The sequence below is a fragment of the Shinella sp. NM-101 genome, assembly GCF_021401195.1.
Classification (GTDB): Bacteria; Pseudomonadota; Alphaproteobacteria; order Rhizobiales; family Rhizobiaceae; genus Shinella.
In genome coordinates, this window is sequence record NZ_JACBFT010000002.1 from 87,367 (window position 1) to 111,636 (window position 24,270).

Annotated in this window: 23 protein-coding genes and 1 pseudogene; 10 read left to right on the plus strand and 14 right to left on the minus strand. The window is 66.7% G+C overall.

Annotation, left to right across the window (positions count from 1 at the left end; translation table 11 throughout):
* Positions 1–165: 165 nt before the first annotated feature.
* The 13 genes and pseudogenes from L0976_RS04285 to L0976_RS04345 form a co-directional block, all read right to left on the minus strand.
* Complete coding sequence (locus L0976_RS04285) at positions 166–882, minus strand: Bax inhibitor-1/YccA family protein (protein WP_234186276.1); 717 nt, start codon at positions 880–882, stop codon at positions 166–168.
* Positions 883–913: 31 nt separating this feature from the next.
* A complete protein-coding gene (locus tag L0976_RS04290) occupies positions 914–1,687 on the minus strand; it encodes an anti-sigma factor (RefSeq protein ID WP_234186277.1) in 774 nt (257 codons plus the stop codon).
* Positions 1,674–2,219 (minus strand): sigma-70 family RNA polymerase sigma factor, encoded by a 546-nt coding sequence (locus L0976_RS04295; protein ID WP_234186278.1) that lies wholly within the window; start codon positions 2,217–2,219, stop codon positions 1,674–1,676. The genes L0976_RS04290 and L0976_RS04295 overlap by 14 nt, the downstream gene beginning before the upstream one ends.
* 55 nt (positions 2,220–2,274) lie before the next feature.
* Entirely contained in the window at positions 2,275–2,712 is a 438-nt protein-coding gene (locus tag L0976_RS04300) for a YqaA family protein (RefSeq protein ID WP_234186279.1), read from the minus strand.
* A gap of 302 nt (positions 2,713–3,014) precedes the next feature.
* Complete coding sequence (locus L0976_RS04305) at positions 3,015–3,239, minus strand: hypothetical protein (protein WP_203316228.1); 225 nt, start codon at positions 3,237–3,239, stop codon at positions 3,015–3,017.
* A gap of 113 nt (positions 3,240–3,352) precedes the next feature.
* Positions 3,353–4,072 (minus strand): TfuA-like protein, encoded by a 720-nt coding sequence (locus L0976_RS04310; RefSeq protein WP_234186280.1) that lies wholly within the window; start codon positions 4,070–4,072, stop codon positions 3,353–3,355.
* Positions 4,069–5,259, minus strand: a complete 1,191-nt coding sequence (locus L0976_RS04315; RefSeq protein WP_234186281.1) for a YcaO-like family protein — start codon at positions 5,257–5,259, stop codon at positions 4,069–4,071. Before L0976_RS04315 ends, L0976_RS04310 begins: the two co-directional genes overlap by 4 nt.
* Positions 5,256–5,516 (minus strand): hypothetical protein, encoded by a 261-nt coding sequence (locus L0976_RS04320; protein WP_203316225.1) that lies wholly within the window; start codon positions 5,514–5,516, stop codon positions 5,256–5,258. The genes L0976_RS04315 and L0976_RS04320 overlap by 4 nt, the downstream gene beginning before the upstream one ends.
* 30 nt (positions 5,517–5,546) lie before the next feature.
* A complete protein-coding gene (locus L0976_RS04325) occupies positions 5,547–7,358 on the minus strand; it encodes a hypothetical protein (protein ID WP_234186282.1) in 1,812 nt (603 codons plus the stop codon).
* A 6-nt stretch (positions 7,359–7,364) separates the two neighbouring features.
* Complete coding sequence (locus L0976_RS04330; RefSeq protein ID WP_234186283.1) at positions 7,365–7,808, minus strand: helix-turn-helix domain-containing protein; 444 nt, start codon at positions 7,806–7,808, stop codon at positions 7,365–7,367.
* Between the two features lie 141 nt (positions 7,809–7,949).
* Positions 7,950–8,711, minus strand: coding sequence for an amino acid ABC transporter ATP-binding protein (locus L0976_RS04335; RefSeq protein WP_234186284.1), 762 nt, complete (start codon positions 8,709–8,711; stop codon positions 7,950–7,952).
* A pseudogene (locus L0976_RS04340) lies at positions 8,708–9,387 on the minus strand (amino acid ABC transporter permease). The gene L0976_RS04335 and the pseudogene L0976_RS04340 overlap by 4 nt, the downstream one beginning before the upstream one ends.
* Before the next feature lie 102 nt (positions 9,388–9,489).
* On the minus strand, positions 9,490–10,263 hold the full coding sequence (locus L0976_RS04345) for an amino acid ABC transporter substrate-binding protein (RefSeq protein ID WP_234186285.1): 774 nt from the start codon (positions 10,261–10,263) through the stop codon (positions 9,490–9,492).
* Between the two features lie 277 nt (positions 10,264–10,540).
* Between L0976_RS04345 and L0976_RS04350 the strand changes: the two genes are divergently transcribed.
* Genes L0976_RS04350 through L0976_RS04370 form a run of 5 tightly spaced genes read left to right on the plus strand, consistent with a single transcriptional unit; the run spans position 10,541 to position 17,023 of the window.
* Positions 10,541–12,136 carry a peptide ABC transporter substrate-binding protein gene (locus L0976_RS04350; protein ID WP_234186286.1) on the plus strand — a complete coding sequence of 532 codons (1,596 nt, stop codon included), beginning with the start codon at positions 10,541–10,543 and terminating at the stop codon, positions 12,134–12,136.
* Positions 12,137–12,195: 59 nt separating this feature from the next.
* Positions 12,196–13,119, plus strand: coding sequence for an oligopeptide ABC transporter permease OppB (gene oppB, locus L0976_RS04355; RefSeq protein WP_234186287.1), 924 nt, complete (start codon positions 12,196–12,198; stop codon positions 13,117–13,119).
* Positions 13,112–14,242 carry an ABC transporter permease gene (locus tag L0976_RS04360; protein ID WP_234186288.1) on the plus strand — a complete coding sequence of 377 codons (1,131 nt, stop codon included), beginning with the start codon at positions 13,112–13,114 and terminating at the stop codon, positions 14,240–14,242. The genes oppB and L0976_RS04360 overlap by 8 nt, the downstream gene beginning before the upstream one ends.
* Position 14,243: 1 nt before the next feature.
* A complete protein-coding gene (locus tag L0976_RS04365; RefSeq protein WP_234186289.1) occupies positions 14,244–15,860 on the plus strand; it encodes an ABC transporter ATP-binding protein in 1,617 nt (538 codons plus the stop codon).
* A 23-nt stretch (positions 15,861–15,883) separates the two neighbouring features.
* Positions 15,884–17,023, plus strand: a complete 1,140-nt coding sequence (locus L0976_RS04370; protein WP_234186290.1) for a gluconeogenesis factor YvcK family protein — start codon at positions 15,884–15,886, stop codon at positions 17,021–17,023.
* On the opposite strand, the gene L0976_RS04375 is transcribed toward L0976_RS04370, so the two are convergent.
* On the minus strand, positions 17,001–19,664 hold the full coding sequence (locus L0976_RS04375) for an EAL domain-containing protein (RefSeq protein ID WP_234186291.1): 2,664 nt from the start codon (positions 19,662–19,664) through the stop codon (positions 17,001–17,003). The genes L0976_RS04370 and L0976_RS04375 overlap by 23 nt on opposite strands.
* 205 nt (positions 19,665–19,869) lie before the next feature.
* Here L0976_RS04375 and paaX point away from each other — a divergent pair, with 205 nt between their 5' ends.
* The 5 genes from paaX (at position 19,870) to paaC (ending at position 24,263) form a co-directional block, all read left to right on the plus strand.
* Complete coding sequence (gene paaX, locus L0976_RS04380; protein WP_234186292.1) at positions 19,870–20,763, plus strand: phenylacetic acid degradation operon negative regulatory protein PaaX; 894 nt, start codon at positions 19,870–19,872, stop codon at positions 20,761–20,763.
* Between the two features lie 181 nt (positions 20,764–20,944).
* Complete coding sequence (gene pcaF / locus L0976_RS04385) at positions 20,945–22,150, plus strand: 3-oxoadipyl-CoA thiolase (protein WP_234186293.1); 1,206 nt, start codon at positions 20,945–20,947, stop codon at positions 22,148–22,150.
* Positions 22,151–22,174: 24 nt separating this feature from the next.
* Entirely contained in the window at positions 22,175–23,179 is a 1,005-nt protein-coding gene (paaA, locus tag L0976_RS04390; RefSeq protein WP_203316212.1) for a 1,2-phenylacetyl-CoA epoxidase subunit PaaA, read from the plus strand.
* Positions 23,180–23,196: 17 nt separating this feature from the next.
* The gene (gene paaB / locus L0976_RS04395) at positions 23,197–23,481 is read left to right on the plus strand and encodes a 1,2-phenylacetyl-CoA epoxidase subunit PaaB (RefSeq protein WP_027675144.1); all 285 of its coding nucleotides are present in this window, start codon (positions 23,197–23,199) and stop codon (positions 23,479–23,481) included.
* The gene (gene paaC / locus L0976_RS04400; protein WP_234186294.1) at positions 23,481–24,263 is read left to right on the plus strand and encodes a 1,2-phenylacetyl-CoA epoxidase subunit PaaC; all 783 of its coding nucleotides are present in this window, start codon (positions 23,481–23,483) and stop codon (positions 24,261–24,263) included. The genes paaB and paaC overlap by 1 nt, the downstream gene beginning before the upstream one ends.
* Positions 24,264–24,270: the final 7 nt, after the last annotated feature.

A 24,270-nucleotide genomic window follows, 5' to 3' on the forward strand; every position in this document is an offset into this window, starting at 1 on the left:
CCCGAGCATCTCCCAACGTCCCGGGTTTTGATGCTTTGGTGGATCCTCGGCTCTAGGCCGAGGATGACGACGGTGAGCGTGGGGCGGTTGACGGCAAAAGAAACGGCGGGGTCTTGCCCCGCCGTTCCCTTCGAGCCGCTGATCAAGAGTCAGCTGCTCTAACGACTATTCGCGCTCGCCTGTGAAATTCAGCAGGAGCTGGAAGATGTTGACGAAGTTGAGGTAGAGCGACAGCGCGCCGAAGACGGCCATCTTCTGCTGCGATTCCTGGCCGATATTCTCCGCATACTGCTCCTTGATGTTCTGCGTGTCCCAGGCGGTGAGACCGACGAAGACGAGGATGCCGATCACCGAGACGGCGAACTGCAGGGCGCTGGAGCCGAGGAAGATGTTGACGATCGACGCGATGATCACGCCGATGAGGCCCATCATCAGGAACGAGCCGAACTTGGAGAGGTCGCGCTTCGTCACGTAGCCGTAGAGGCTGGTGGCGCCGAACATGGTGGCGGCGATGAAGAAGGTGCGGGCGATGCTCATGCCGGTGAAGACGAGGAACACCGAGGCGAGCGACAGGCCCATGACGGCGCAGAAGGCCCAGAAGGTCATCTGCGCGGCGCTGGCCGACATGGTCTGGATCTTGAACGAGAAAAACAGGACGAAGGCGAGCGGGGCCAGCATCACCACCCATTTCAGCGGGGAGGAGAAGATCGGCACGTAGAGCGCCGGCGTCGAGCCGACGACGAAGGCGATGAGGCCGGTGATGACGAGGCCTGCGCCCATGTAGTTGTAGACGCGCAGCATGTGCTGGCGCAGGCCCTCGTCGAAGAGGGCGGCGGACTGCGCCTGCGCGCCGTAGCCGAATCGCTGTTGTACGGGTTCCATCGGGAGTCTCCTTCAGTATGGAAGCGGTTGATCAGTAGAGCGTGCGGGAAAGGTCCCGCGCGGTTTCGGCCAGGTCGTCGGCCTTGCGGCTTTCCGACACCAGCGCATAGGCGACGTCGCCGATCTGCCAGTAGGCGGCACGGGCATTGTCGGCGTGGAAGACGAGGACGTGCTGCACGGCGAAGGAGCCGGGACGCACGGCGAAGAGCGAAAGGCGTTCGTCCTTCGCAGGCTCCAGCACCAGCTCGACGCTGGGGCCGTAGGCGGAGGGGAAGACCTGGGTGTCGATGACGTTCCAGCCCTTCGGCAGGTCCGGCAGAACGATTGCCGTCGCGGAGCGGATTTCCGCCCGGTCGAAGGTATCGGTTTCCGGCAGGGAGGCCATGGTGTCGCGCAGCAGCGTCGTCCTGTGCGCGCGCACCGCTTCCTCGACGAAGGCGGGCGGCGGCGTGGAGGCGATGACTTCCGTGGCGCCGAAGGGGCCGAGCACGGCGTGGGCGGTCCAGCCCGCGGCAATGAAGAGGGCGATGGCGGCGGCGCGGCGGAAGACGGAAAGGACGCGGCGGCGGGACAGCGTGCGTTCGAGCAGGCGCGCGGCCTCGCGCGTCTCCTGCCGCGTCACCGTGCGATGGTCGGCGAGCGCAAGACGCAACTCGTCTCGCACGCGAAGATCCTTCATGATCTGCGCGGCGACGTCCGGCCGCTCCGAGAGATAGGCCTCGACCTCGATCCGGCGGCCGACAGCGAGCTGGTCGTCGACATAGGCGTTGAGATCGGCTTCGAGGATGGGGTCATTGCTTGTCATCGCCGGTGCCTCCGACAATTCTGAGATGGGTGACGGGTGCGGACATGCCGTTCTGCTCGAAGGCGCGCAGCCGCTGGCGCGCGCGGGCCACGCGCGACATCAGCGTGCCGACGGGAATGGCGAGCGCGTCGGCCGCCTCCTGGTAGGAAAGCTCCTCGATGGCGACGAGATGCAGCGCTTCGCGCTGGTCTTCCGGCAGGCCGAAGAAGGCGTTGCGGAGCTGCGTCAGGCGCACGGAATGATCCTGGTTGGCCGGCGTCGCGGTTTCCGCGATCTCGGCCGCGGCATCGTGGCGGCGCTCCCGCGAGCGGCGCTGGCGCAGGCGGTCGACATGCGCGTTGTGCAGGATCGACATCAGCCAGTTGCGCACATTCGCGCCGGAGCGGAAGGTCGACTGGCGCTCGTAGGCCTTCACCAGCGCGTCGTGCACGAGGTCTTCCGCCTCGTCCGGATTGCGGACGAGCGACAGCGCGTAGCGCCTGAGCGCCGCAAGCTGTCCGATCACGTTGAAGCCGGGTGTCTTTCCGTTCATGCCCCAGTATACGGGTGCCGGCCCGCTCTCATTCCATCGCCGCCCGAAAAAAAATTCAGAGCCAGTGCAGCACGATGGCGGCGAGGGCGATATAGCGGCCGAATTTTGCGATGGAGACCACGAGAAGGAACCGCCAGAGCGGCTCGCGCATGATGCCCGCCGCGACCGTCAGCGGATCGCCGATGAAGGGCAGCCAGCTCAGAAGCAGGCTCCACCAGCCGTATCTGCGATACCAGGTTCCGGCGCGCTCCAGCGATCCTGCGCCGACGGGAAACCATCGGGCCTCGCGAAAACGTTCGATGCCCCGGCCGAGCAGCCAGTTGACCAGCGAGCCAAGCACGTTGCCGATGCCGGCGACGACGACGAGCAGGGCGGGCGCATGATTGCCGGAGACCAGCAGGCCGGCAAGCACGGCCTCCGACTGCGCGGGCAGGATGGTGGCGGCGACCAGGGCGGCGAGGAAGAGGCCGCCATAGGCGGCGAGCGCAGTCATCTTTGCCGGGCGGCCTTGCCGCTCCGTTGATCCCTGCCGTTCATGCCGCCTCCGCTCCGCCGCCATTGGCAGTCCGGCGCTTCCGTAAACCGTGTCGCCGGCCAGGGGAAGGGGAGGAGAGGCTTTTGCGGGCGTCGGCAGCGATCAATAGCGGTGGAGATGCTCTGCCGTACTAGCGCAGACACCGCCCGAAATGTCATCGAAGCGGGTGGAAGGATCCACGGCGGTCCGGTTGTCGAGGCCGCCGACGCGACCGGCGCCGTGGAGGAACGGCGGCCGGATTACGCCGGCGTACCGGCCGCTCAGCAGATCGCCGACCGGTTCATCAGCACGATGTCGTTCGTCGTCAGCGTCATGCGGGAGGGTTCGTCGATCTGGTCCAGAACGGCCCTCAAGGCCTTGTCCAGGCAGAATTCGACGACCTCGGCATCCAGCGATTTGGCGGATTCCAGCGCGTAGGCGACAAGGCGGGCCAACGCCATCAGTTCGGTGCCCCGATCTTCGGTCTCAGTGGTTTCGATTCTCATGCTTTACGTCCCCGAGCAATGCTCACACTCAAGCCAGCAACGAGTATAGGCGTGACTCCCGCATTCTGCGCGTGACGCGAGCGTGACACGCGCGGAATGGGAAATTGCACGTTCTATTGCGTTCTGGGTTGATCGCTCGCGGTGCGCCAGAGCGTGGTAACGCGGAAGGTCCAGTCTCCGCGTTTTGCAGGGCCTTGCGGCCGAAAATCCGTGAGCGCGCGAAGCAAAGCAAGCGCGTCCTGGCGCTTCTGGTTCACCGCTTCTGCGTGGAAAAGTTGCAGGAGTTGTCGGCGGTTGTCCCCGCCGCTGCCGGTCCTGTCGAGGATGGCGGGCCACGTCCGGTCCTTGTAGAAGAGGGCGCGCGCGGCCTCGCGCAAACGCGCTATGTCCTGATCGCCGAGCCGTCGCGACGCCGCAAGGCGGTCCAGCGTGGCGTCGACATTGACCATGGGAAGCGACAATGCGGGATAGCCGAGTTCGGCGGGGCCGTGCAGCAGGGCGACGTCGGCGTCATCGACGCGCCGACCTGCGGCATAGTCCTCATAGATGCGGCCGATGCCGATCATGCCGAAGCCGTCGCACTCGGCCGCGCGCAGCGCGCCCATGCTGGCCGCGCCGAAGACCGTGACGCCGGCTTCCAGCGCGTGAAGGATCTCCTTGTGCCAGACCGGCGCGACATGCTCGAAATTGCCGTCGACGAGGCCGATCGCCGTTGCGCCGGCCCGCACCGCCGCAAGCACGTCGCCATGCGCCGCCGGCGGGCGGGCTTCGATCCCGTCCTGACGGAGCGCGGCGGCGTCGGGAAGGCTTGGGCCGGCGAAGAGGATTTTCATGGCGTTCCGAACAGCATGCGGGAAAGGGCGCGCGGGCCGACGGCGTGGCGTCGCGCGCCCTCGGGATTTTCGAGGGCCGGTACGACCATCTTGACCACGGAGACGGGGAGGGAGGCATCGCCGAGCGGCACGGCCACGATCGGGGCGATGCCGGAGGCGGCGAGCTTTTGCAGGCACCAGGCCAGGAGCGCGGCGGCATCGCCGCCGGGCGCGGGATAGGCGGCGGCCACGCCGGGCCAGGCCTCGAAGAGCGCGAGCGTCTCCGGCGGCAGCGGCCGGGTGAAGGTCTCGGCGAAGAGATCGTCGCGCGCGCCGCTGATATAGGTGAGGCGCGACTGGGCGACCTCGGTCAGCGCCCGGATGACGGCCCGTGCGGCCACGGGATGGGTGCCGTATCCGATGGTTGCGTCGTGGAAAAGCGGCTGCCTGCGGGCGAGGATGCCGGCCTCGGCGAGCACCGCGGCATAGGTGGGGAACGCAAGATCGCTGGTGATGTCGAAGAGGCGAAGGTCCAGCCCTGCCTCCCTGAAGTGGCCGAGCAGCCTGTCGACGACGGGATCCGCGATGCCGGCGGGGTCCATGGCCGTGGCAAGGCGCTTCTGGCGGGGCAGGAGGCGCCATAGCCGGTCGGCGTCCCGTTCGATGCGTTCGAGCAGGCCGTGCAGGATGGCTTCAGGTTCCGAATTGCCGGAGGCGAGGCCGTCGGAGGATTGCCAGAAGCGTGGCGCGCTGTTCGTACGGTCGACGATCACGGCCTCGCGCGGCACCCAGACGCGGCCGCCGGTCGCCACGTCGTACCCCGCCAGCCACTCGACCACCTCGTCCTCGCCGATGAACGGCTGTCCGGCCGCGACGAAGATGTCGAGCGGCAGGCACGCCTCGCCGGCTTCGGCGAAATCGCGACGGGAAGACCGGCGCGCCGGCACGGGCGGGTCGCCCGCCACGGCGCGCTCCAGCGCCTCCATGGCGGCGGAGACCTTGGCGTCGATGTCGGTGATGCCCTTGCCCTGGTTGATGACGATCGAGCGGGCATTGGGGCTGACGGCATTCCAGACCGGGATGCCGACGCGGTCGAGCCCCGTCAGGCGGGAAAGCCGGGTGATGCCGAACCGGGGCAGAAGCGCCCCGATCCGGTTCCAGGTCTCTTCGGGGCCGCAGATGCGGTCCGAATAGGGGCTGTTGCTCACTTATCCATGAAGCCGCCGGAAGCGTCCATGAACCCGCCGGAGACATCCATGAAGCCGCCCGAAACGGCATCCGCCGAGGAGGCGAGCGCGGCGAGGTTCACGCCCTTAACGATCGTCGCGCCGGCCTTTCGCAGGTCGTCGGCGGCCTTGAGGGCCCCGCCTGCGGGAACGCCGATCTGCGAGACGGTGCCGGCATCGAGGTCCGCGACCCAGAGCCCGTCGTCTCCTTCAATGCCCAGAACAACCAGTCTTGCCATGTCCAATTCCTCTCCTGTTCGATTGCATGTTCAAAAACCCGCCTTCTTCAGCCCCTCGTAGTAGTGCTGGCGCTGCCATTCCTCCTTGAAGGGGACGATGGCCATCCAGGCGTCGAGGTCGAAGTCCGGATGGACGGCGTAAGTGCGGCGAATGAAGTGCCGCGCTTTCTTGGCATCGCCCAGCATGCTCCAGCTCGCCGCCGAAAGGCGGTCAGCGGCAGTGCGGTCCTTCATGCGGGCGATATATTCGAGCGCCTGCCGATAGAGGCCGAGCGAATAGCTGGCGCCGGCGGCGGTCCAGAAATACTCGTCCGGCGGCAGCGGGTTCAGCTCGATGGCGTGCTCGATCTTCTGGAGGCCGATGTCGGGCCGCGAGGCCTGCACGAGCGTATCGGCATAGCTTGCGATGACATTGGCATAATGCGGGCTCAGGGCCTCGGCGCGGTCGAGATAGGCGGCGCTTTCGTCGAACTGGCGGGCATAGAGCTTGACGACGCCGAGTTCGCGGTAGCCGGAGGGCAGGCGGTCGTCGGTGCGGATGGTGTCCTGCGCATATTGCTCGGCCATGTCCAGCAGTTCGCGGTCGTTGCGGGCCGTCACGAGCCATTCGAGGAAGTAGCTGCGGGCAAGGCCGCCGAGGGCCGGGGCGAAGCCGGCGCTCAGTTGCAGGGCTTCGCGGAAGCTCTTGCGGGCGCGGCGGATGTCGCGCAGGTCGAGGTTCTTCAACTGCCCCTGGCCGATCAGGAAACTGCGATAGGCATCGGCGTCGCGCTCGTAATCGCCGCGCACCAGTTCGTTGCGCTCGATCTCGGTGGCGATGGCGCCGGCGATCTGGTGCGCGATCATCTGCCGGGACCGGGCGAGCCCCTCGGCCGAAAGCGGGAAGCGCTCGGCCCAGATGACCTCGTCGCTGCCGAAGAAGATGAGCTGGACGAAGAGCGTATGTCCATCGCCCTCGTCGCGAAGCCGCGTCTCCAGGATGTAGCTGATCTTGTGGCGCTCGTAGGTCGCGGCGCGGTCGGCCTGGAGCGAGATCTGCGCTGCGGTGTGCGGCGCGATGATCGAGATCGAGCGCAGCGCGCAGAGCCCGATGGTGACGTCCTCGATCAGGGCCTCGGAAAAGCGCGCCGCCATGCGCGAGGCGAAAGCGGTGACCGGCGGCAGCAGCACGACACGCGGCGGATTCTGTCGCGGCTGGACGACGGCCGCCTCTTCCGGGACGAGGACCCGGGCGGCGGGCTGGAGTGTCATCAGGGCCGTGGGCACGGCCGGGCGGCCGGTCAGGACCGCGCGCACCTCCTCGTCGTCGGGGTTTGCCTCCAGCAGGCGAAGGGCGGCGGCCGAGCGGGCTTGCCGGGAAGTGCCGCCATCGCCCGCCGTCTCTTCTAGGAGGGCGCGGCGCAGCAGGGCCATGTGCGCCGCGCGTTGCAGGCCAATCCAGCTGGCGAGCGCCCGGTTGACGGGGCGGACATGCTTGAGGAAGTCTTCGGTGAGCAGTCCGGCGAGACGGTCGAGACCGGCATCCTCGCGGACCTGCGCCACATCGCTTTCGACCGGCTCCGGCCCGAGGGCGATGGTTGCGTCGGTGAAGGCAAGATAGGTCCGGCCGAGCTCGCGCTGGCGTTTCTGGATGCGCGAGACGGTCTGCCGGAGGCTGGCATAGGCGGCGGCGGTGTTCGTATCGTCCCAGAACAGGCTCGCCGCGTCCGCCCTCGGCATGTCCGCCAAGCCACGCGCATGGAGGTAGCAGACGATCAGCAGCGCCTTTTCGGGAAAGACGATATCGCTACCGCCCTCGTCGAGCAGGCGCAGATGACCGAGCGTCTGCAGCCGCGCCGGCATTTGGGATCAGATCCGCAGTTCCGGTGCGTTTTCCGCGCGTTCGGTCGCCTCCGCGCCGGCGCTCGCCTTGGAGAGCGCGGTGGCGAGCGCGATGATCGACTTGCGGATGCCCGCGTCCCCGATCTTCAGGAAGGCACGATTGAGGTCGAGGCCTTCCTTGGAGGAAACGAAGGTGGAGACGTCGCCGGTCTCGTGGGCCATGCCCGCTGCCGGCCCGGCGTTCTCGTCGTCCTGGAAGAAGAAGCTCGGCGGAACGCGGAAGACGTCGGAGATCGCCTGCAGGCGGCTGGCGCTGATGCGGTTCGTGCCCTTCTCGTATTTCTGCACCTGCTGGAAGGTCACGCCCAGCCTGTCGGCGAGCGCCTCCTGGCTCATGCCGACCATCAGCCTGCGCAGGCGGACACGGGAGCCGACGAAGACGTCGATCGGGTTCGGTGTTTTCTTGATCATGGGACTTTCTCCCCAAAAGGGCATGCCGGGGCATGACGAGATACGAATATCCCGTCACTGTGCTTGAATCGCCGCTCCGACGCAACTACCGGCGACCCAATTTCATCGCTACCGTAGCGTGAGGCAACGTGTGCCGGCGGCCTAGATGTCATAGCTCTGCGGCGCGCTGAGCGAGGCGATGAACTTCCTCGTCCTATCGCGTTCGGGTGTCGAGAAAATGGCGCGCGGCGGTCCCTCCTCGACGATCACGCCGCCGTCGAGGAAGACGACGGCATCGGCGACGCGCGAGGCGAGGCGCAGGTCATGCGTCGCCATCACCATGGTCGTTCCCTCGCGGGCAAGGCGGCTCAGCACCTCCACGACCTCCTCGGCAAGCTCCGGGTCGAGCGCGGAGGTCGGTTCGTCGCAGAGAAGGACGCGCGGCGAGGGCGCGAGCGCCCGGGCGATGGCGACGCGCTGCTGCTGGCCGCCGGAAAGCGTCGCCGGCCAGGCATCCGCCTTGTGCGCCATGCCGACCTTTTCGAGAAGCTCCATGGCGCGGGCCCTTGCCTTGTCGGCCGGCCATTTCAGCACGGTGACGAGGCTCTCCATCACATTGGCGATGGCGGTCTGGTGCGGGAAGAGCTGGAAGTTCTGGAAGACCATGCCGGTCTGGCGGCGCAGCTTCTGGATCGCGTCCCAGCCGACCTTGCGGCCGGGGGCGAAATCGATCTTCTCCTCGCCGAGGCGGATCGAGCCCGCGGTCGGGATTTCGAGGAGGTTGATGCAGCGCAGAAGCGTGCTCTTGCCGCCGCCGGAAGGGCCGACAAGGGCCGTCACCGTGCCTTCGGCCAGCCGCAGGCTGATGTCACGCAGCACGACATTGTCGCCGAAGCGTTTCTCGATATGCGTGAGTTCGATCATGTGCGGGCCTCCAGGAAGCCGCCATAGCGGGCGAAGCGCTTTTCGAGCCGCACCTGCAGGGACGAGAGCACCGAGCTCAGCGCGAGATAGATCAGCGCCGCCTCGATATAGAGGATCAGCGGCTCGTAGGTGGTGGCGACGATGCGCGGGCCGTCTGGAAGAGTTCTGGCACCGTGACGGCGGCGGCGAGCGAGGTGTCCTTGACCAGCGAGATGAAGGTGTTGGACAGCGGCGGCACGGCGACGCGCGTCGCCTGCGGCAGGATTGTGCGGCGCATGGCCTGCGACCAGCTCATGCCGATCGAATAGGCCGCTTCCCACTGGCCGCGCGGCACGGAGGAGATGACGGCGCGGATGATTTCCGACGTATAGGCGCCGACATTGAGCGTGAAGCCGATGAGGGCCGCCGGGAAGGCATCGAGCAGGATGCCGACGCTCGGCAGGCCGTAGAAGATCACGAAGAGCTGCACCAGGAGCGGCGTGCCGCGGATCACCCACACGTAGAACCGCGCGACGTCCGAGAACGGTCGTGGGGCGAAGAGCCGCACGACGGCGGTGAGGAGGCCGAGCGCAAGGCCGAGCACGAAGGAGGCGAGGGTGAGGGGAATGGTGAAGACGAGCGCGGCCCAGAGCAGCGGGGCAAGCGAGTCCAGCATCAGTTGAAGCCAGGGCGGCACGGGGGCGATCCTCCGAAATGCGGCTGGCCGGGTCATCCCCGGCCAGATCGTCGGTCTATCTATAGGTCAGGAACAGGCCGGCGCGAAGCGGCCGGCCGAAGATTACTTCGAGACGTCCTGGCCGAAATACTTGTCCGAAATCGCCTTGTAGGTGCCATCGGCCTTGATCTCGGCGAGCGCCTTGTTGATGGCGTCGAGCAGTTCCGGCTCGCCCTTGCGGATGATGATGCCGGAATAGTCGGCGCCTTCCTTTTCGGCGGCGATCCTCACATTGGCGTCGGGCTTGTGCTTCTTGAAGTCGAGGAAGGACAGGCTGTCGTTGATCGTCGCGTCGGCGCGGCCGGTCAGGACGAGCTGGATCGACTGGTCGAAGCCGTCGGTGCCGACGAGCTCGGCGCCCGACTCCTGGGCGAGTTTGCCGAAGTTGCTGGTCAGCGACTGGGCGGATTTCTTGCCCTTGAGGTCGGCGAAGCCCTTGATGCTGTCGTCGTCGGCGCGCACGATCAGCACGGCCTTGGAAGCGATATAGGGCTCGGAGAAGTCGTATTTCTGCTTGCGCGCCTCGGTGATGCCGACCTGGTTGATCACGGCGTCGTAGCGGTTGGCGTCGAGGCCGGCGATCAGGCCGTCCCACTTGCCTTCCAGGAACTCGGCCTTCACGCCGAGCTTCTTGGCGACCGCCTCGCCGATCTCCACGTCGAAGCCGACAAGCTTGCCGTCCGTGTCATGGTAGGTGAAGGGGGCGTAGGTGCCTTCGGTGCCGATCTTCAGCGCACCGGCCGACTTTACGGCGGCGAGGTTTTCACCGGCAAGGGCAGGGGCGAGAGCGGCGGCCTGCAGGGCCGCGGCGGCGGCGAGGGTCTTCAACCAGTTCATCTTGGGACTCCGTTTCCGGTTCAAGTGTTCGATGAGGGACCAATCGCAGAAATCGGTGCCGAACGATGCGCAGAAAACTGCGATTTATTTGGGTAAAGGCAAATATTTTTCTCATCTTTCGTCGCAAACCGTTGCGCAGGCTCGCGATTTCATCGCTTCGCCGGACCGCGCTCAGGTTGTGCACATGCTGGCATTTCCTGTTTTCGGGGTCTTGCCAAGCGCTGAAACAGGGACAATTGATTGGGCACCCAAAAGAACAACGGGGAAGGAAAACAAAATGGCAAACAAACTCATCAGCCTGCGCGCAGCGCTCCTGGCCGGCGCGCTCCTCATCGGCGCAAGCCCGGCGCTCGCCGAAGCGGTGCTTCACCGCGGCAATGCCGGCGAGCCCCAGACGCTCGACCAGGCGCACACCTCCATCAATATCGAGGAGTTCATCCTGAAGGACCTCTACGAGGGCCTGACGATCTATGACGCCGCCGGCAAGATCGTCCCGGGCGCCGCCGAAAGCTGGACGGTCTCCGACGACGGCACGGTCTACACCTTCAAGCTGCGCGAGAACGCCAAGTGGTCCGACGGCTCCCCGGTGACGGCGGAAGACTTCGTCTTCTCCTTCACCCGCGTCGAGGACCCCAAGACGGCCGCGGGCTACGCCAACATCCTCTACCCGATCAAGAACGCCGAAAAGGTCAACAAGGGCGAGCTCGGCCTCGACCAGCTCGGCCTCAAGGCCGTCGATGCCAGGACGCTGGAAGTGACGCTGGAACGCCCGACGCCCTTCTTCCTGGAACTGCTTGCGCACCAGACGGCGCTGCCGGTCTCCAAGGCAAGCGTCGAGAAGAACGGCGCCGATTTCGTCAAGCCCGGCACGATGGTCTCGAACGGTGCCTTCAAGCTCGTCAGCCATGTGCCGAACGACAACCTCGTCGTCGAGAAGAACGGCGAGTACTGGGATGCCGCCAACGTCAAGCTCGACAAGGTGATCTTCTACCCGATCGACGACCAGGCCGCCTCCGTCCGCCGTTTCGAGGCGAAGGAGATGGACCTCGTCTACAACTTCTCGGCCGACCAGATCGAGCGCCTGAACAAGAGCTACGGCGACCAGGTCCATGTCTCGCCGACACTGGCGACCTATTACTACGCCTTCGACACCCGCCAGGAACCCTATAGCGACGTTCGCGTGCGCCGCGCGCTCTCCATGGCCGTCGACCGCGATTTCCTCGCCAAGGAGATCTATTCCGGCTCGCAGATCCCGGCCTATTCCATGGTGCCCCCGGGCATCCAGGGCTATGAGCCGGCGGCCGCCGATTTCGGCGCGCTCTCCCAGCTCGACCGCGAGGACAAGGCGCTCGAACTGATGAAGGAAGCGGGCTACGGCGAGGGCGGCAAGCCGCTGAAGATCGAGATCCGCTACAACACCAACCCGAACCACGAGCGCGTGGCGACGGCGGTGGCCGACATGTGGAAAAACACCTTCGGGGCCGACGTCTCGCTGGTGAACCTCGACGTGTCCTCGCACTACGCCTACCTGCAGGAAGGCGGCAAGTTCAACGTGGCGCGCGCCGGCTGGGTCGCCGACTATGCGGATGCGGAGAACTTCCTCGCCCTCAGCACGAGCGGCAACAAGACCTTCAACTATGGCCAGTTCAACAATGCGGATTACGACGCGCTGATGAAGAAGTCGTACGAGGAGCGCGATCCGGCGGCCCGCGCCAAGGTGCTGCACGAGGCGGAAGCCCTGCTCATGCAGGAGCAGCCGATCGCCCCGCTGCTCGCGCAGGCCGACCTGTGGCTCGTCTCCAGCAAGGTAAAGGGGTGGCACGACAATGCCGCCAACCAGCACCTGAGCCGCTTCCTCAGCGTTTCGGAATGATCCGCCGCCGCCGCGCGGCCCGTTGAGGCCGCGCGGCGCGTTCCTGGGGAGTCCTGGCCATGCTTGCCTTCGTTCTGCGGCGCCTCGCAAGCGCCGTGCCGACGCTGTTCATCGTCGTCACCATTTCGTTCTTTCTGATGCGCTTTGCGCCCGGCGGCCCGTTCAATCTCGAACGCCCCCTGCCGCCCGCCACGATGGAAAACCTGATGCGGGCCTACCAACTCGATCAGCCGCTCTGGCGACAGTATCTCACCTATATCGGCAACGCCGTGACCGGCGATTTCGGCCCGAGCTACATCTACAAGGACAACACGGTCGCCGAACTCATCGGCAAGGGCCTGCCCTATTCGATAGAGCTCGGCTTCTACGCGCTGCTGCTGGCGCTCGTCGGCGGCGTCATCGTCGGCACCATCGCCGCCTTGCGGCAGAACAGCGTGCTCGACTTCGCCGTCATGTCGGTCGCCACCGTTGGCGTCACGGTGCCGAACTTCGTCGTCGGCCCGGTGCTGACGCTGATCTTCGCCATCGTGCTCGCCTGGCTGCCGGCCGGCGGCTGGGGCGACGGGTCGCTGCGCTTCCTCATCCTGCCGATGATCGCGCTGGCGCTGCCGCAGCTCGCGGTCTTCGCGCGTCTTACGCGCGGCTCGATGATCGAGGCGCTGCGCACCGACCATATCCGCACCGCGCGGGCCTATGGCCTCCCGGCGAAATCGGTGGTCGTGGTGCATGCCATGCGCGGCGCCATGCTGCCGGTCGTCTCTTATCTCGCGCCCTGCGCGGCGGCGCTGCTGACCGGCTCGGCCGTCGTCGAGACGATCTTCACCATTCCCGGCGTCGGGCGCTACTTCGTGCTCGGCGCGATCAACCGCGACTATACGCTCGTCATGGGCACCGTCGTGCTGATCGCCATCTTCGTCATCGTCTTCAATCTGTTGGTCGACATCGTCTACGGCCTGCTCGATCCGAGGGTGCGCCATGACTGACGCCGTCGTCTCCCCCGCGCCCGAGCGCGACGTCAAGGGGCGCAGCCTCTTCCAGCTCGCGCTTCTGCGCTTCCGCCGCAACCGGCCGGCGATGGCCGGCAGCGTCATGCTGGTGCTGATCGCCTGCTTCTCCTTCCTCGGCCCTTTCTTCATCAGCCACAGCTACGACCAGGTCTTCTCCTCCTATGTCACGAGCCCGCCGAGCCTCGAGCCGCGGCCGGGCGCCGATGCGCTGGAAGAGGCGATGAAGAGCGTGGCGGGGCGGGCGCGCGTCGAGCTCCAGTCCTTCTCGGTCGAGGGCGAGACCTTCACGGCGGTCGTGACGGCGAAGGATCCGATCGATCCGCGCACGACGCGCTATTTCGACCGCGCCAACGAGTTCGACAGGACCGCGGTCGTCTCCACCGAGGACGAAGGCCGCAAGCTGACGCTGACAGGCATCGTCGACCGGGAATATTTCCTGTTCGGCACGGATACCAACGGGCGTGATCTCATGGCGCGCGTCATGCTCGGCGGGCAGATCTCGATTGCCGTCGGGCTTCTCGCCAGCCTCGTCTCGCTCGGCATCGGCGTCGTCTACGGCGCGATCTCCGGCTATATGGGCGGGCGCGTCGACAACGTGATGATGCGCTTCGTCGAGATCCTCTATTCGTTGCCCTTCGTCTTCCTCGTCGTTGTGCTCGTCGTCTTCTTCGGGCGCAGCTTCGTGCTGATCTTCATCGTCATCGGCGCGGTGGAATGGCTCGACATGGCCCGCATCGTGCGCGGCCAGACATTGTCGCTCAAACGGCGGGAATTCATCGGGGCGGCGGAAGCGCTCGGGTTGACGGACTGGCAGATCATCCGCCGGCATGTCATCCCCAACACCATCGGCCCGGTCGTCATCTTCGTGACGGTCATCGTGCCGAAGGTGATCCTGCTCGAAAGCTTCCTCTCTTTCCTCGGCCTCGGCGTGCAGGCGCCGCTGACGAGCTGGGGCTCGCTGATCGCGGAAGGCGCCAACAACATCCAGTCGGCGCCGTGGCTGCTCGTCTTCCCCGCCATCTTCTTCGTCGTCACGCTCTTCTCGCTGAACTTCGTCGGCGACGGCCTGCGCGACGCGTTCGACCCGAAGGACCGCTGACATGGCAGAGACGAAAGAGACCATGGAACCGATCCTTGCCGTCAGGGACCTCAAGGTCTCCTTCACGACGCCTGACGGTGACGTCGACGCCGTCAAGGGCATCGACCTCGACGTGCGCCCCGGCGAGACGCTGGCGGTGGTGGGCGAATCCGGCTCCGGCAAGAGCCAGACCATGATGGGCATCATGGGCCTGCTCGCTGCGAATGGCCGGGTCTCGGGCTCCGCGAAATACCGCGGGCGGGAGATGGTCGGGCTTGCCCCGAAGGCGCTCAACGAGATCCGCGGCGCGAAGATCACCATGATCTTCCAGGAGCCGATGACCTCGCTCGATCCGCTCTATCCCGTCGGCAGGCAGATCGCCGAGGTGATCGTGCATCACCGCGGCGGCACGCGAAAGGCGGCGCGCCCGCGCGTTCTTGAATTGCTGAAGCTCGTCGGTATTCCGGATCCCGAGCGCCGCATCGACAGCTATCCGCACGAAATGTCCGGCGGCCAGCGCCAGCGTGTCATGATCGCCATGGCGCTCGCCAACGAGCCGGACATCCTGATCGCCGACGAGCCGACGACGGCGCTCGACGTGACGATCCAGGCGCAGATCCTCAAACTCCTGCGCGACCTGCAGAAGCGCTTCGACATGGCGATCGTGCTCATCACGCACGACCTCGGCATCGTCCGGCATTTCGCCGAACGCGTCGTCGTCATGCGGCGCGGGGAAGTGGTGGAGCAGGGCGCGACGGCGGCGATCTTCGACGCTCCGAAGGCCGACTATACCCGCATGCTGATCGAGGCCGAGCCCTCGGGCCGCAAGGCGTCGCCGCCGGACGATGCGCCGATCATCCTCGAAGGGCGGAACGTCGTGGTCGACTACAAGATCGACGGCGGGTTCCTGAAGACGCGCGCCTCGACCTTCCGCGCCGTCGACAACGTCACGATCAGCCTGCGCGAGGGGCAGACCATCGGCGTGGTGGGCGAATCCGGCTCGGGCAAGTCGACGCTGGGGCGGGCGCTGCTGCGGCTCATTTCCAGCGAGGGCGCCTATCGTTTCGGCAGGACGGACATTTCCCATCTCGACCGCACGGGCATGCGGCCGCTCCGGCGCGGCATGCAGCTCGTCTTCCAGGATCCCTACGGCTCGCTCTCGCCGCGCCAGACGGTGGGCGAGATCGTCACCGAGGGGCTCTACGTGCACGAACCGCAGCTTTCGCGGGCCGACCGTGACAGGCGGGCGATCGCGGCGCTGAAGGAGGTCGGGCTCGATCCCGCCGCGCGCAACCGCTATCCGCACGAATTCTCCGGCGGCCAGCGCCAGCGCATCGCGATTGCCCGCGCGATGATCCTCAAGCCGCAGGCGGTGGTGCTGGACGAGCCGACCTCCGCGCTCGACCGGTCGGTGCAGGGCCAGGTGATCGAGCTCCTGCGCGATCTCCAGTCGCGCCACGGCCTTTCCTATGTCTTCATCAGCCACGATCTTTCGGTGGTGCGCGCCATGTCCGACTATGTCGTGGTGATGAAGGACGGGAAGATCGTCGAGGAAGGGCCGACGGATGCCATTTTCAGCGCGCCGCGGGAGGCTTATACCAAGACCCTGATCGGCGCGGCCTACAATATCGGGCCGTGAAACCTATAAACGCAGGAGACGGAATGGCCGAGAGCCGCTTGCCGCATATCGTGCTCTTTTCGGGCGGCACCGCCTGCCGCACGACCAATCTGGCGCTTCTGTCCAAGCCGGTGCGGCTGACCCGCATCGTGCCGGCCTGGGACAGCGGCGGCAGTTCCAAGGTGATCCGTGAAAGCCTCGGGGTGCTCGCCGTCGGCGACATCCGCCAGGCGCTGATGACCATGGCGCATGGCGAGGGCCGCGCCGGCGACGTGGTGAAGGTGTGCAATGCGCGCCTGACCAGCGGCGCGCAGGCGGACGCCCGCACGGAATTCGCACTCTATGCCGAAGGCCGCCATCCGCTGCTGGAGCGCATGGAGCCGGGGCTGCGCGGCGCGATCCTCAATTACCTGCGCACCTTCCGCGCGGCGATCGGCGCGGACTTCGATTTCCGCAACGGCAGCATCGGCAACTTCATCCTCACCGGCGCGCATCTCGCGCATAACCGCGACATCAACACCGCCATCTTCGTCTTCCGCAAGCTCTGCGACATCACTGGCCATGTCTGGCCGTCCACGACCACGGACGGCGTCGATCTTTCCGCGGTGCTGAACGACGGCACGCGGGTGGAGGGGCAGCACCGGGTGACGGCGCTGGAGGAGGGGGCCGGCCGGGCGGGCATCCGCGAGATCGCGCTCTCGGCGGCGGGCGGCGCGGTGCCGGCCAATGACGCCGTGCTGGAAAGCCTTGAAAGCGCCGATGCCATCGTCTTCGGGCCGGGCAGCTTCTTCACCAGCGTCCTGCCGCATTTCCTCGTCGAGGGCATCGTGCCGGCGATCGCGCGGAACGTCCATGCCCGCCGCGTCTTCATCGGCAATATCCTGCAATGCCCGGAAACCCGCGGGCTCGATCTGGCACGCATGCTCGATATTGCCGGCGCGCTCTGGCGGGAGCGCGGCGGGGCGGAGGCGCGGCCGTTCACCCATATCCTCGCCAACCGCCAGCTCCTGCCCTTCGAAAAGACCGTCGGGACCTTTGCCTATCTCGGCAACGGGGCGCTGGAGGAAACCTGCATGCGGCTCGGCGCGGAGGCCGTCATCGGCGAGTTCGAGGATGCCTGGCAGCGCGGCCATCACGACGGCCGGGCCGTCGCCGACGTCGTCAGCGCGCTCCTGCCGGGCTGAGGCCAGCCGCCAGCATCCAGGCGCGCCTCTTGGCGAAGGCGAGGAAATCCTCGCCGGCCATCGGGCGCGCGAAGGCGTAGCCCTGCAGGACCTGGCAGCCGAGACGGCGCAGCAACTCGGCATGCGCCATCGTCTCGACCCCTTCGGCGACGGTCTCGATGCCGCGCACCTTGCCGATGTCGATGATGGAATGGACGAGGCTTTGCTGGGCGGTCGATTCCAGCAGCGGCTGGATCAGCCGGCGGTCGATCTTCAGCCGCTTGGGCGAGAGTTCCAGGAGGCTGACGATGGAGGCGTGGCCGCTGCCGAAATCGTCGATCTCGATATCGATGCCGAGCGCCTTGATCTGGTCGATCGCCCGCTTCAGCCCATCGTCCGCCGTGTCGAAGGAGATCGATTCCAGCAGCTCGAAGGTGAGCGAGCCGGGGCGGATGTTCATCGCCTTCAGCTTCTCGATCAGGCCCTCGTCGTGCAGGCGCTGGCAGGAGACGTTGACGGAGACGCGCGGGATGTCGAGGCCCTGGGCCTCCCAGCGGATGGTCTGGAAGAGCGCCTGCTCGAGGATCGCCTCGTCGATCTGCGCCACGACGTTGAGGCTTTCGGCGACCGGCAGGAACATGTCGGGCGGGATGAAGCCGCGCGTCGGGTGCTCCCAGCGGGCGAGGGCCTCGACGCCGACGATCTCCAGCGTCTCGGCGTCGAACTGCGGCTGGAAGAAGGGACGGAACTCGCGCTGCTCCAGGCCGCGCAGGATGTCGTCGCCAAGGCGCTTCACCTCGACGGTGCGCAGGCGCAATTCGTCGTTGAAGGCCTCGACGCGATTGCGGCCGCGGCGCTTGGCCTCGTAGAGCGCGAGGTCGGCGTTGACGAGGAGCTGCTCGGCCGATTCCTCGGCATCGTTGCGGGTGGCGATGCCGATGCTCGCGCCGATGCGACAGTCGTGACCCCGGATCGCCATCGGCTCGCTGATCGCCTCGATGAGGCGTGCGGAAAGGGCAGGGAAGTCGGCCTCTGCCGGGTCGCGGCGCGACAGCAGCACGAACTCGTCGCCGCCGATGCGGGCGATGAAATCCTCGGGCGGCACATGGGCGCGCAGCACGCCGGCCGCCTGCTTCAGCACCGCGTCGCCGGCGGCATGGCCGAGCGTATCGTTGATGTCCTTGAAGCGGTCGAGGTCGATGTGCAGCAGCGTCAGCGGGGAACCGTCGTCGCCGGCAAGGGCGAGCCGCTGGTCGAGGAAGCGGCGGTTCGGCAGGCGGGTCAATGCGTCGTGCAGCGAATTGTGCTCCATGACGCGGCGGGCCTCCTCGAGCGCCCGGTTCTGCGCCTCGGCCGTCAGCTTGGCCTGCAGCAACTCGGCGTGCAGCCGGATGTCCCCGGTCACGTCCCAGTTGGCGCCGACGATGCGTTTGGCGCCGGAGGCGGTGCGGTAGGTCATGCCGTGCGCCCGGATATGACGGATCCCGCCGTCGCGCCGCAGCACCCGGAACTCGGTGATATAGGGCTTTTCCCTCTCGACGGCGTCTGCGAAGACGCGTTCGGCATCCTCAAGGTCATCGGGATGAAGCGCCGAGCGCCAGTCCTCGTAGCTGCAGATCGGCTGGGCCGGCGGCACGTTGTAGAGCTCGCGCATGCGCGCGTCCCAGGAGAGGGCATCGGTCTGCGTATCGTATTCCCAGACGCCGACCTGCGAGGCGTCCAGGGCGAGCTGGAGGCGCTGCGAGACGGTTTCCAGCCGTTCCTCGCGGTCCTGCAGGGCACGGATATGGCGATGCCGGTCCTTCATCAGGTAGCCGACCCAGAAGATGGGCGCGACGATGATGACGGCGAGCAGCGCGAGGCCGCCGCGGAAGAGGCCGAGATCGGCGGGCGCCTGATGCCAGCCGTTCAGCGGGGCCGCCGACATGGTCCAGACCTCGTGGCCGATGTCGATGGTCATCACGACCGGATCGGCATCGACCGCAGCAGCACTGCCGAAGACGCTTTTCGCCTCGCCACCGTCATGCGGCTGGCTGGAGATCGAGGCGGCAATGCGCATGTCGTCCGTGAAGCCGCTGCCGGCGAGCAGCCTGTCGAGGTCGATCACGGCGGAGGCGATGCCGAAGAAGGCGTCGTTGCTGCCGGTGTGGATCGGGTATCGCGCGATCAGGCCGCGTCCGCCCTGCACGAGATCGACCGGGCCGGTGACGATCAGGCGGTCGAGTTCCTGCACCTGCATGGCGGCCGCGCGCTGGCGTTCGTTCTTGCGATAGTCGAGCCCGAGGCTGCGCTCGTTGCCCTTCAGCGGATAGACGCGGGAGACGACGAAATCCGGTGCGATGGCGAGATTGCGCAACTGGGCAGCATCGCGGAAGACGCGTCCGGACAGGGTGTCGAAACGCTCCGGCGACATGTCCGGCTCGGTCGAGAAGGCCGCGACGAGGCCCTGGACCAGCTTGATGTCACCGAGGATGTTGCCTTGCAGGCGCGAGCGCAGGAGGCCGAGCTGCTCCGTCGTGAAGGAGCGCAGATACTCCTCCTCCAGCCGCCGCTTCTGGCCGTCGACGAGGACGGCGGCGATCAGGACGGCGAACGCGACCACGATGGCGGGGATGTAATATCCCAGTCCTCGGAAGGAAAATGGCGCAGTCCGGTCGTTCATCGCGTTTCGTTTTTCTCCGCGCGCTGGTGCCGTCGACGGGCGGGCCCGGATCCCGGCTATCGGGGGACGATGGCAGATGCAGCTTAATATTTGCTGACGAGGCGACGGCATGTCCCGATCCCGGCGGAGCGGCGCGGCCGGGGCTTCCCGTCGCGGTCCGTTCGGGCTACTCCTCCGCACGAAGCGAAACGAAGAGGGCACCGGTTTGCCTGATGACAGTCAGAGGGCGGAAAGCGCGTTCGGGGCGCTCCTGCGGGCGATCCTTGCGGAAAGCCCGCTGAAGGCGGCCGGCTTCATCGTCACGATCTACGGCGACGTGGTGGAGCCGCGGGGCGATGTCGTGTGGACGGGCAACCTCATCGAGACCTGCGCCGCCGTCGGCATCAGCGAGACGCTCGTGCGCACCGCCGTCTCGCGCCTCGTCGCCGCGGGGCAGCTCTCCGGCGAGCGGGAAGGGCGGCGCAGCTTCTATCGCCTTGCAGCGCCAGCCCGCGCGGAATTCGCCGCCGCCGCCCGCCTGCTCTTCGGCCCGCCCGAGGCGGCGGACTGGCATTTCGTGCATCTGACCGGCCCGGCGCCCGACGAGGCGCTGCAGGTGCTCGAACGGGCCGGCCATGCCCGGCTCGGCCCGCGGCTTGCCGTCGGCGCGCGGTCCTTGCCGCCGCTGCGGCAGCCGGCCGTGGTGTTCAAGGCGGAGGTGCTGAGCGGCGAGCGGGACCTTGGAGCCTTCGCCGCGGACCACTGGAACCTTGCCCTGCATGCCGATGCCTATCGCGCTTTCCTCGGGCGGTTCGGCCCGCTTGCCGGCCTGCTTGAGGGTACGAACCGGCTCAGCGCGGCCGAAAGCCTCGTCGCCCGGCTCGTGCTCGTGCACCAGTATCGCCTCGTCGTGCTGCGCGATCCGCGCCTGCCGCAGGCCGCGCTTCCGGCCGACTGGCCGGGCGAGGCGGCCCGCCGGCTCTTCACCGGTCTCTATATCCGTCTCTCCCCGGAAGCCGACCGGCATGTCGCGCGCAATTTCGTGACCGCGGACGGCCCGCTGCCGGAGGCGAGCGAGGCGACGCTGCGTCGTCTTGCGCTGTTGCGCGAGGCGGTCTGAGGCACTTTTCCCCCGAAAGACGCCCTGTCTGTGCTATCCTGCGAATGGCAGGATTAAAACATCACAGAATTATGGAAAAGTACCGTTGATTTGTGATGTTTTGAATGCTAAATAGATAACCGATCGGTCGGTCAATCTTTCGAGGGAAGATGCCGACCATGGATGCCAGGGAGGAAACCGCGTGTCCGAAGCCTTCATCTGCGATGCCGTTCGTACGCCCATAGGCCGTTATGGCGGGCTGCTGTCGTCGGTGCGTGTCGACGATCTTGCCGCCGTGCCGCTTGCCGGCCTGATGGCGCGCAATCCCGGCGTCGACTGGTCGAAGGTGGACGACCTCATCTATGGCTGCGCCAACCAGGCGGGCGAGGACAATCGCAATGTCGGCCGCATGGCCGTTCTGCTTTCCGGCCTTCCCGTTTCCGTTCCCGCCACCACCGTCAACCGCCTCTGCGGCTCCGGCATGGATGCCGTGGGCATGGCGGCGCGTGCCATCCGTGCCGGCGACTGCGATTTCGTCATCGCCGGCGGCGTCGAGAGCATGAGCCGCGCGCCCTTCGTCATGCCGAAGGCCGAAAGCGCCTTCTCCCGCGCCAACGCCGTCTACGACACGACCATCGGCTGGCGCTTCGTCAACCCGAAGATGAAAAAGGCCTTCGGCGTCGATACGATGCCGGAGACGGCCGACAACGTCGCCGCCGACTTCGCCGTCAGCCGTGAGGACCAGGACGCGTTCGCCGCGCGCAGCCAGGCCCGCTGGGCCGCCGCGCACGAGGCCGGCGTCTTTGCGGACGAGATCGTGCCCGTCCATGTGCCGCAGAAGAAGGGCGATCCGCTGGTCGTCGACCGCGACGAGCATCCGCGTCCCGGCACGACGGCCGAGCAGCTTGCCAAGCTCAGGGGCGTCAACGGCCCCGACCTTTCCGTCACCGCCGGCAATGCCTCGGGCGTCAACGACGGCGCGGCCGCGCTTCTCATCGCCAGCGAGGCGGCCGCGAAGGCGCAGGGCCTGACGCCGAAGGCGCGCATCGTCGCCATGGCGGCGGCGGGCGTCGAGCCGCGCATCATGGGCGTCGGCCCCGCGCCGGCCGCGCGCCGCGTACTGGAGCGTGCCGGCCTGTCGCTCGGCCAGATGGACGTCATCGAGCTCAACGAGGCCTTCGCCTCGCAGGCGCTCGCGGTGCTGCGCGACCTCGGCCTGCCGGACGACGCGCCGCATGTGAACCCGAACGGCGGCGCCATCGCCATCGGCCATCCGCTCGGCATGAGCGGCGCGCGGCTCGTCACCACGGCCGCCTACCAGCTCCACCGCCAGGGCGGACGCTATGCCCTCTGCACCATGTGCATCGGCGTCGGCCAGGGCATCGCCATCATTCTCGAGCGCGTCTGACGCGTCGGAACAGGAGGAACGACCATGTATGCACAGATGGTGAAGACCGATGCCGCCCGCGTCCGGTCCCTCGACGAGATGGACCCCGTGGAGCGCGCCTTCCAGGAGCGCGTCGACGCCGGCCAGAAGATCGAGCCGAAGGAATGGATGCCGGAAGGCTACCGCAAGACGCTCATCCGCCAGATCAGCCAGCACGCCCATTCGGAGATCGTCGGCCAGCTTCCGGAGGGCAACTGGATCACCCGCGCGCCGACGCTGGAGCGCAAGGCCATCCTGCTCGCCAAGGTGCAGGACGAGGCGGGCCACGGCCTCTATCTCTACTGTGCCGCCGAAACGCTCGGCATCAGCCGCGACGAAATGTATGCGCAGCTCCATTCCGGCAAGGCGAAATACTCCTCGATCTTCAACTATCCGACGCTGACCTGGGCGGATATCGGCGCGATCGGCTGGCTGGTCGACGGTGCGGCCATCATGAACCAGGTGCCGCTGCAGCGCTGTTCCTACGGCCCGTATTCGCGGGCCATGATCCGCATCTGCAAGGAGGAGAGCTTCCACCAGCGCCAGGGCTTCGACATCCTGATGAAGATGGTGAAGGGCACGCCCGCTCAGAAGGCCATGGTGCAGGATGCGCTGAACCGCTGGTGGTGGCCGTCGCTGATGATGTTCGGCCCCTCGGACGATGCCTCCGTGCACTCGGCCCAGTCGATGGCCTGGAAGATCAAGCAGAATTCCAACGACGAGCTGCGCCAGAAGTTCGTCGACCAGACCGTGCCGCAGGCCGAATATCTCGGCCTCACCGTGCCGGACCCGGACCTCAGGTGGAACGAGGAAAAGGGCGGCTACGATTTCGGCGAGCCGGACTGGGAGGAGTTCTTCAACGTGATCGCCGGCAACGGGCCCTGCAATGCGGAGCGTCTCGACGCCCGCAAGAAGGCCTGGGATGACGGCGCCTGGTTCCGCGACGGGCTGACGGCCCATGCTGAAAAGGCAGCCGACCGCCGCGCCGCCGCCAAGATCGCCGCCGAATAAGTTTGGGAGAGAGAGCCATGTCCAGCGAATGGCCGCTTTGGGAAGTCTTCATCCGGGGCCAGCACGGCCTCAACCATCGCCATGTCGGCAGCCTGCATGCGCCCGACGCCGAGATGGCGATCAACAATGCCCGCGACGTCTATACGCGCCGCAACGAGGGCGTCAGCATCTGGGTGGTGAAGTCCGCCGACATCACCGCCAGCGCGCCGTCCGAAAAGGGCCCGCTCTTCGACCCGTCGAATTCCAAGGTCTACCGTCACCCGACCTTCTTCGATATTCCCGATGAAGTGGGGCACATGTGATGGCGACCGCGGCGCTCGATCCGGCGGCCCGTCAGGCTGCGCTCTACGAATTCCTGCTGCGCATCGGCGACAATGTGCTGATCCTCGGCCATCGCGTCTCCGAATGGTGCGGTCATTCGCCTGTTCTGGAAGAGGATATCGCGCTCGCCAATACCGCGCTCGACCTGATCGGCCAGACCCAGCTCTGGCTCGGCCTTGCCGGTGAGGTGGAAGGCAAGGGCCGTTCGGCCGATGACATCGCCTATCTGCGCGACGGCTACGCGTTCCGCAATCTCCTTCTGGTCGAGCGCCCGAACGGCGATTTCGGCAAGACTCTGATGCGCCAGTTCCTGTTCGACGCCTGGCACTACCTGCTGCTGAAGGCGCTGAAGGGCTCTTCGGATGCGCGCATCGCCGAGATCGCGGAAAAGGCCTTCAAGGAGGTCTCCTACCATCTCGACCGCAGCCGCGACCTCGTCATCCGCCTCGGTGACGGCACGGCGGAAAGCCATCGCCGCATGCAGGCGGCGCTGGACGATCTCTGGCCCTTCACCGGCGAGATGTTCATGAGCGACGCCATGGACGGAGAACTGGTCGAGGCCGGTATCATCCCGGCGCCGCAGAGCCTCAAGGCGGGCTGGGACGAGATCGTCGCCGAGGCGCTTGCCGAAGGCACGCTGAAGAAGCCGGCCGACGGCTACATGCACAAGGGCGGCCGGCGGGGCGTGCATACCGAGCATCTCGGCTACATCCTGTCCGAACTGCAGTTCCTCCAGCGCGCCTATCCGGGCGCCACCTGGTAGGAGGCGG

Bases quoted from the DNA above. Each gene is read 5' to 3' on its own strand.
- L0976_RS04285 (WP_234186276.1), bottom strand. From the start codon at position 882: ATGGAACCCGTACAACAGCGATTCGGCTACGGCGCGCAGGCGCAGTCC.
- L0976_RS04290 (WP_234186277.1), bottom strand. From the start codon at position 1,687: ATGACAAGCAATGACCCCATCCTCGAAGCCGATCTCAACGCCTATGTC.
- L0976_RS04295 (WP_234186278.1), bottom strand. From the start codon at position 2,219: ATGAACGGAAAGACACCCGGCTTCAACGTGATCGGACAGCTTGCGGCG.
- L0976_RS04300 (WP_234186279.1), bottom strand. From the start codon at position 2,712: ATGACTGCGCTCGCCGCCTATGGCGGCCTCTTCCTCGCCGCCCTGGTC.
- L0976_RS04305 (WP_203316228.1), bottom strand. From the start codon at position 3,239: ATGAGAATCGAAACCACTGAGACCGAAGATCGGGGCACCGAACTGATG.
- L0976_RS04310 (WP_234186280.1), bottom strand. From the start codon at position 4,072: ATGAAAATCCTCTTCGCCGGCCCAAGCCTTCCCGACGCCGCCGCGCTC.
- L0976_RS04320 (WP_203316225.1), bottom strand. From the start codon at position 5,516: ATGGCAAGACTGGTTGTTCTGGGCATTGAAGGAGACGACGGGCTCTGG.
- L0976_RS04325 (WP_234186282.1), bottom strand. From the start codon at position 7,358: ATGCCGGCGCGGCTGCAGACGCTCGGTCATCTGCGCCTGCTCGACGAG.
- L0976_RS04330 (WP_234186283.1), bottom strand. From the start codon at position 7,808: ATGATCAAGAAAACACCGAACCCGATCGACGTCTTCGTCGGCTCCCGT.
- L0976_RS04335 (WP_234186284.1), bottom strand. From the start codon at position 8,711: ATGATCGAACTCACGCATATCGAGAAACGCTTCGGCGACAATGTCGTG.
- L0976_RS04345 (WP_234186285.1), bottom strand. From the start codon at position 10,263: ATGAACTGGTTGAAGACCCTCGCCGCCGCCGCGGCCCTGCAGGCCGCC.
- L0976_RS04350 (WP_234186286.1), top strand. From the start codon at position 10,541: ATGGCAAACAAACTCATCAGCCTGCGCGCAGCGCTCCTGGCCGGCGCG.
- oppB (WP_234186287.1), top strand. From the start codon at position 12,196: ATGCTTGCCTTCGTTCTGCGGCGCCTCGCAAGCGCCGTGCCGACGCTG.
- L0976_RS04360 (WP_234186288.1), top strand. From the start codon at position 13,112: ATGACTGACGCCGTCGTCTCCCCCGCGCCCGAGCGCGACGTCAAGGGG.
- L0976_RS04365 (WP_234186289.1), top strand. From the start codon at position 14,244: ATGGCAGAGACGAAAGAGACCATGGAACCGATCCTTGCCGTCAGGGAC.
- L0976_RS04370 (WP_234186290.1), top strand. From the start codon at position 15,884: ATGGCCGAGAGCCGCTTGCCGCATATCGTGCTCTTTTCGGGCGGCACC.
- L0976_RS04375 (WP_234186291.1), bottom strand. From the start codon at position 19,664: ATGAACGACCGGACTGCGCCATTTTCCTTCCGAGGACTGGGATATTAC.
- paaA (WP_203316212.1), top strand. From the start codon at position 22,175: ATGTATGCACAGATGGTGAAGACCGATGCCGCCCGCGTCCGGTCCCTC.
- paaB (WP_027675144.1), top strand. From the start codon at position 23,197: ATGTCCAGCGAATGGCCGCTTTGGGAAGTCTTCATCCGGGGCCAGCAC.
- paaC (WP_234186294.1), top strand. From the start codon at position 23,481: ATGGCGACCGCGGCGCTCGATCCGGCGGCCCGTCAGGCTGCGCTCTAC.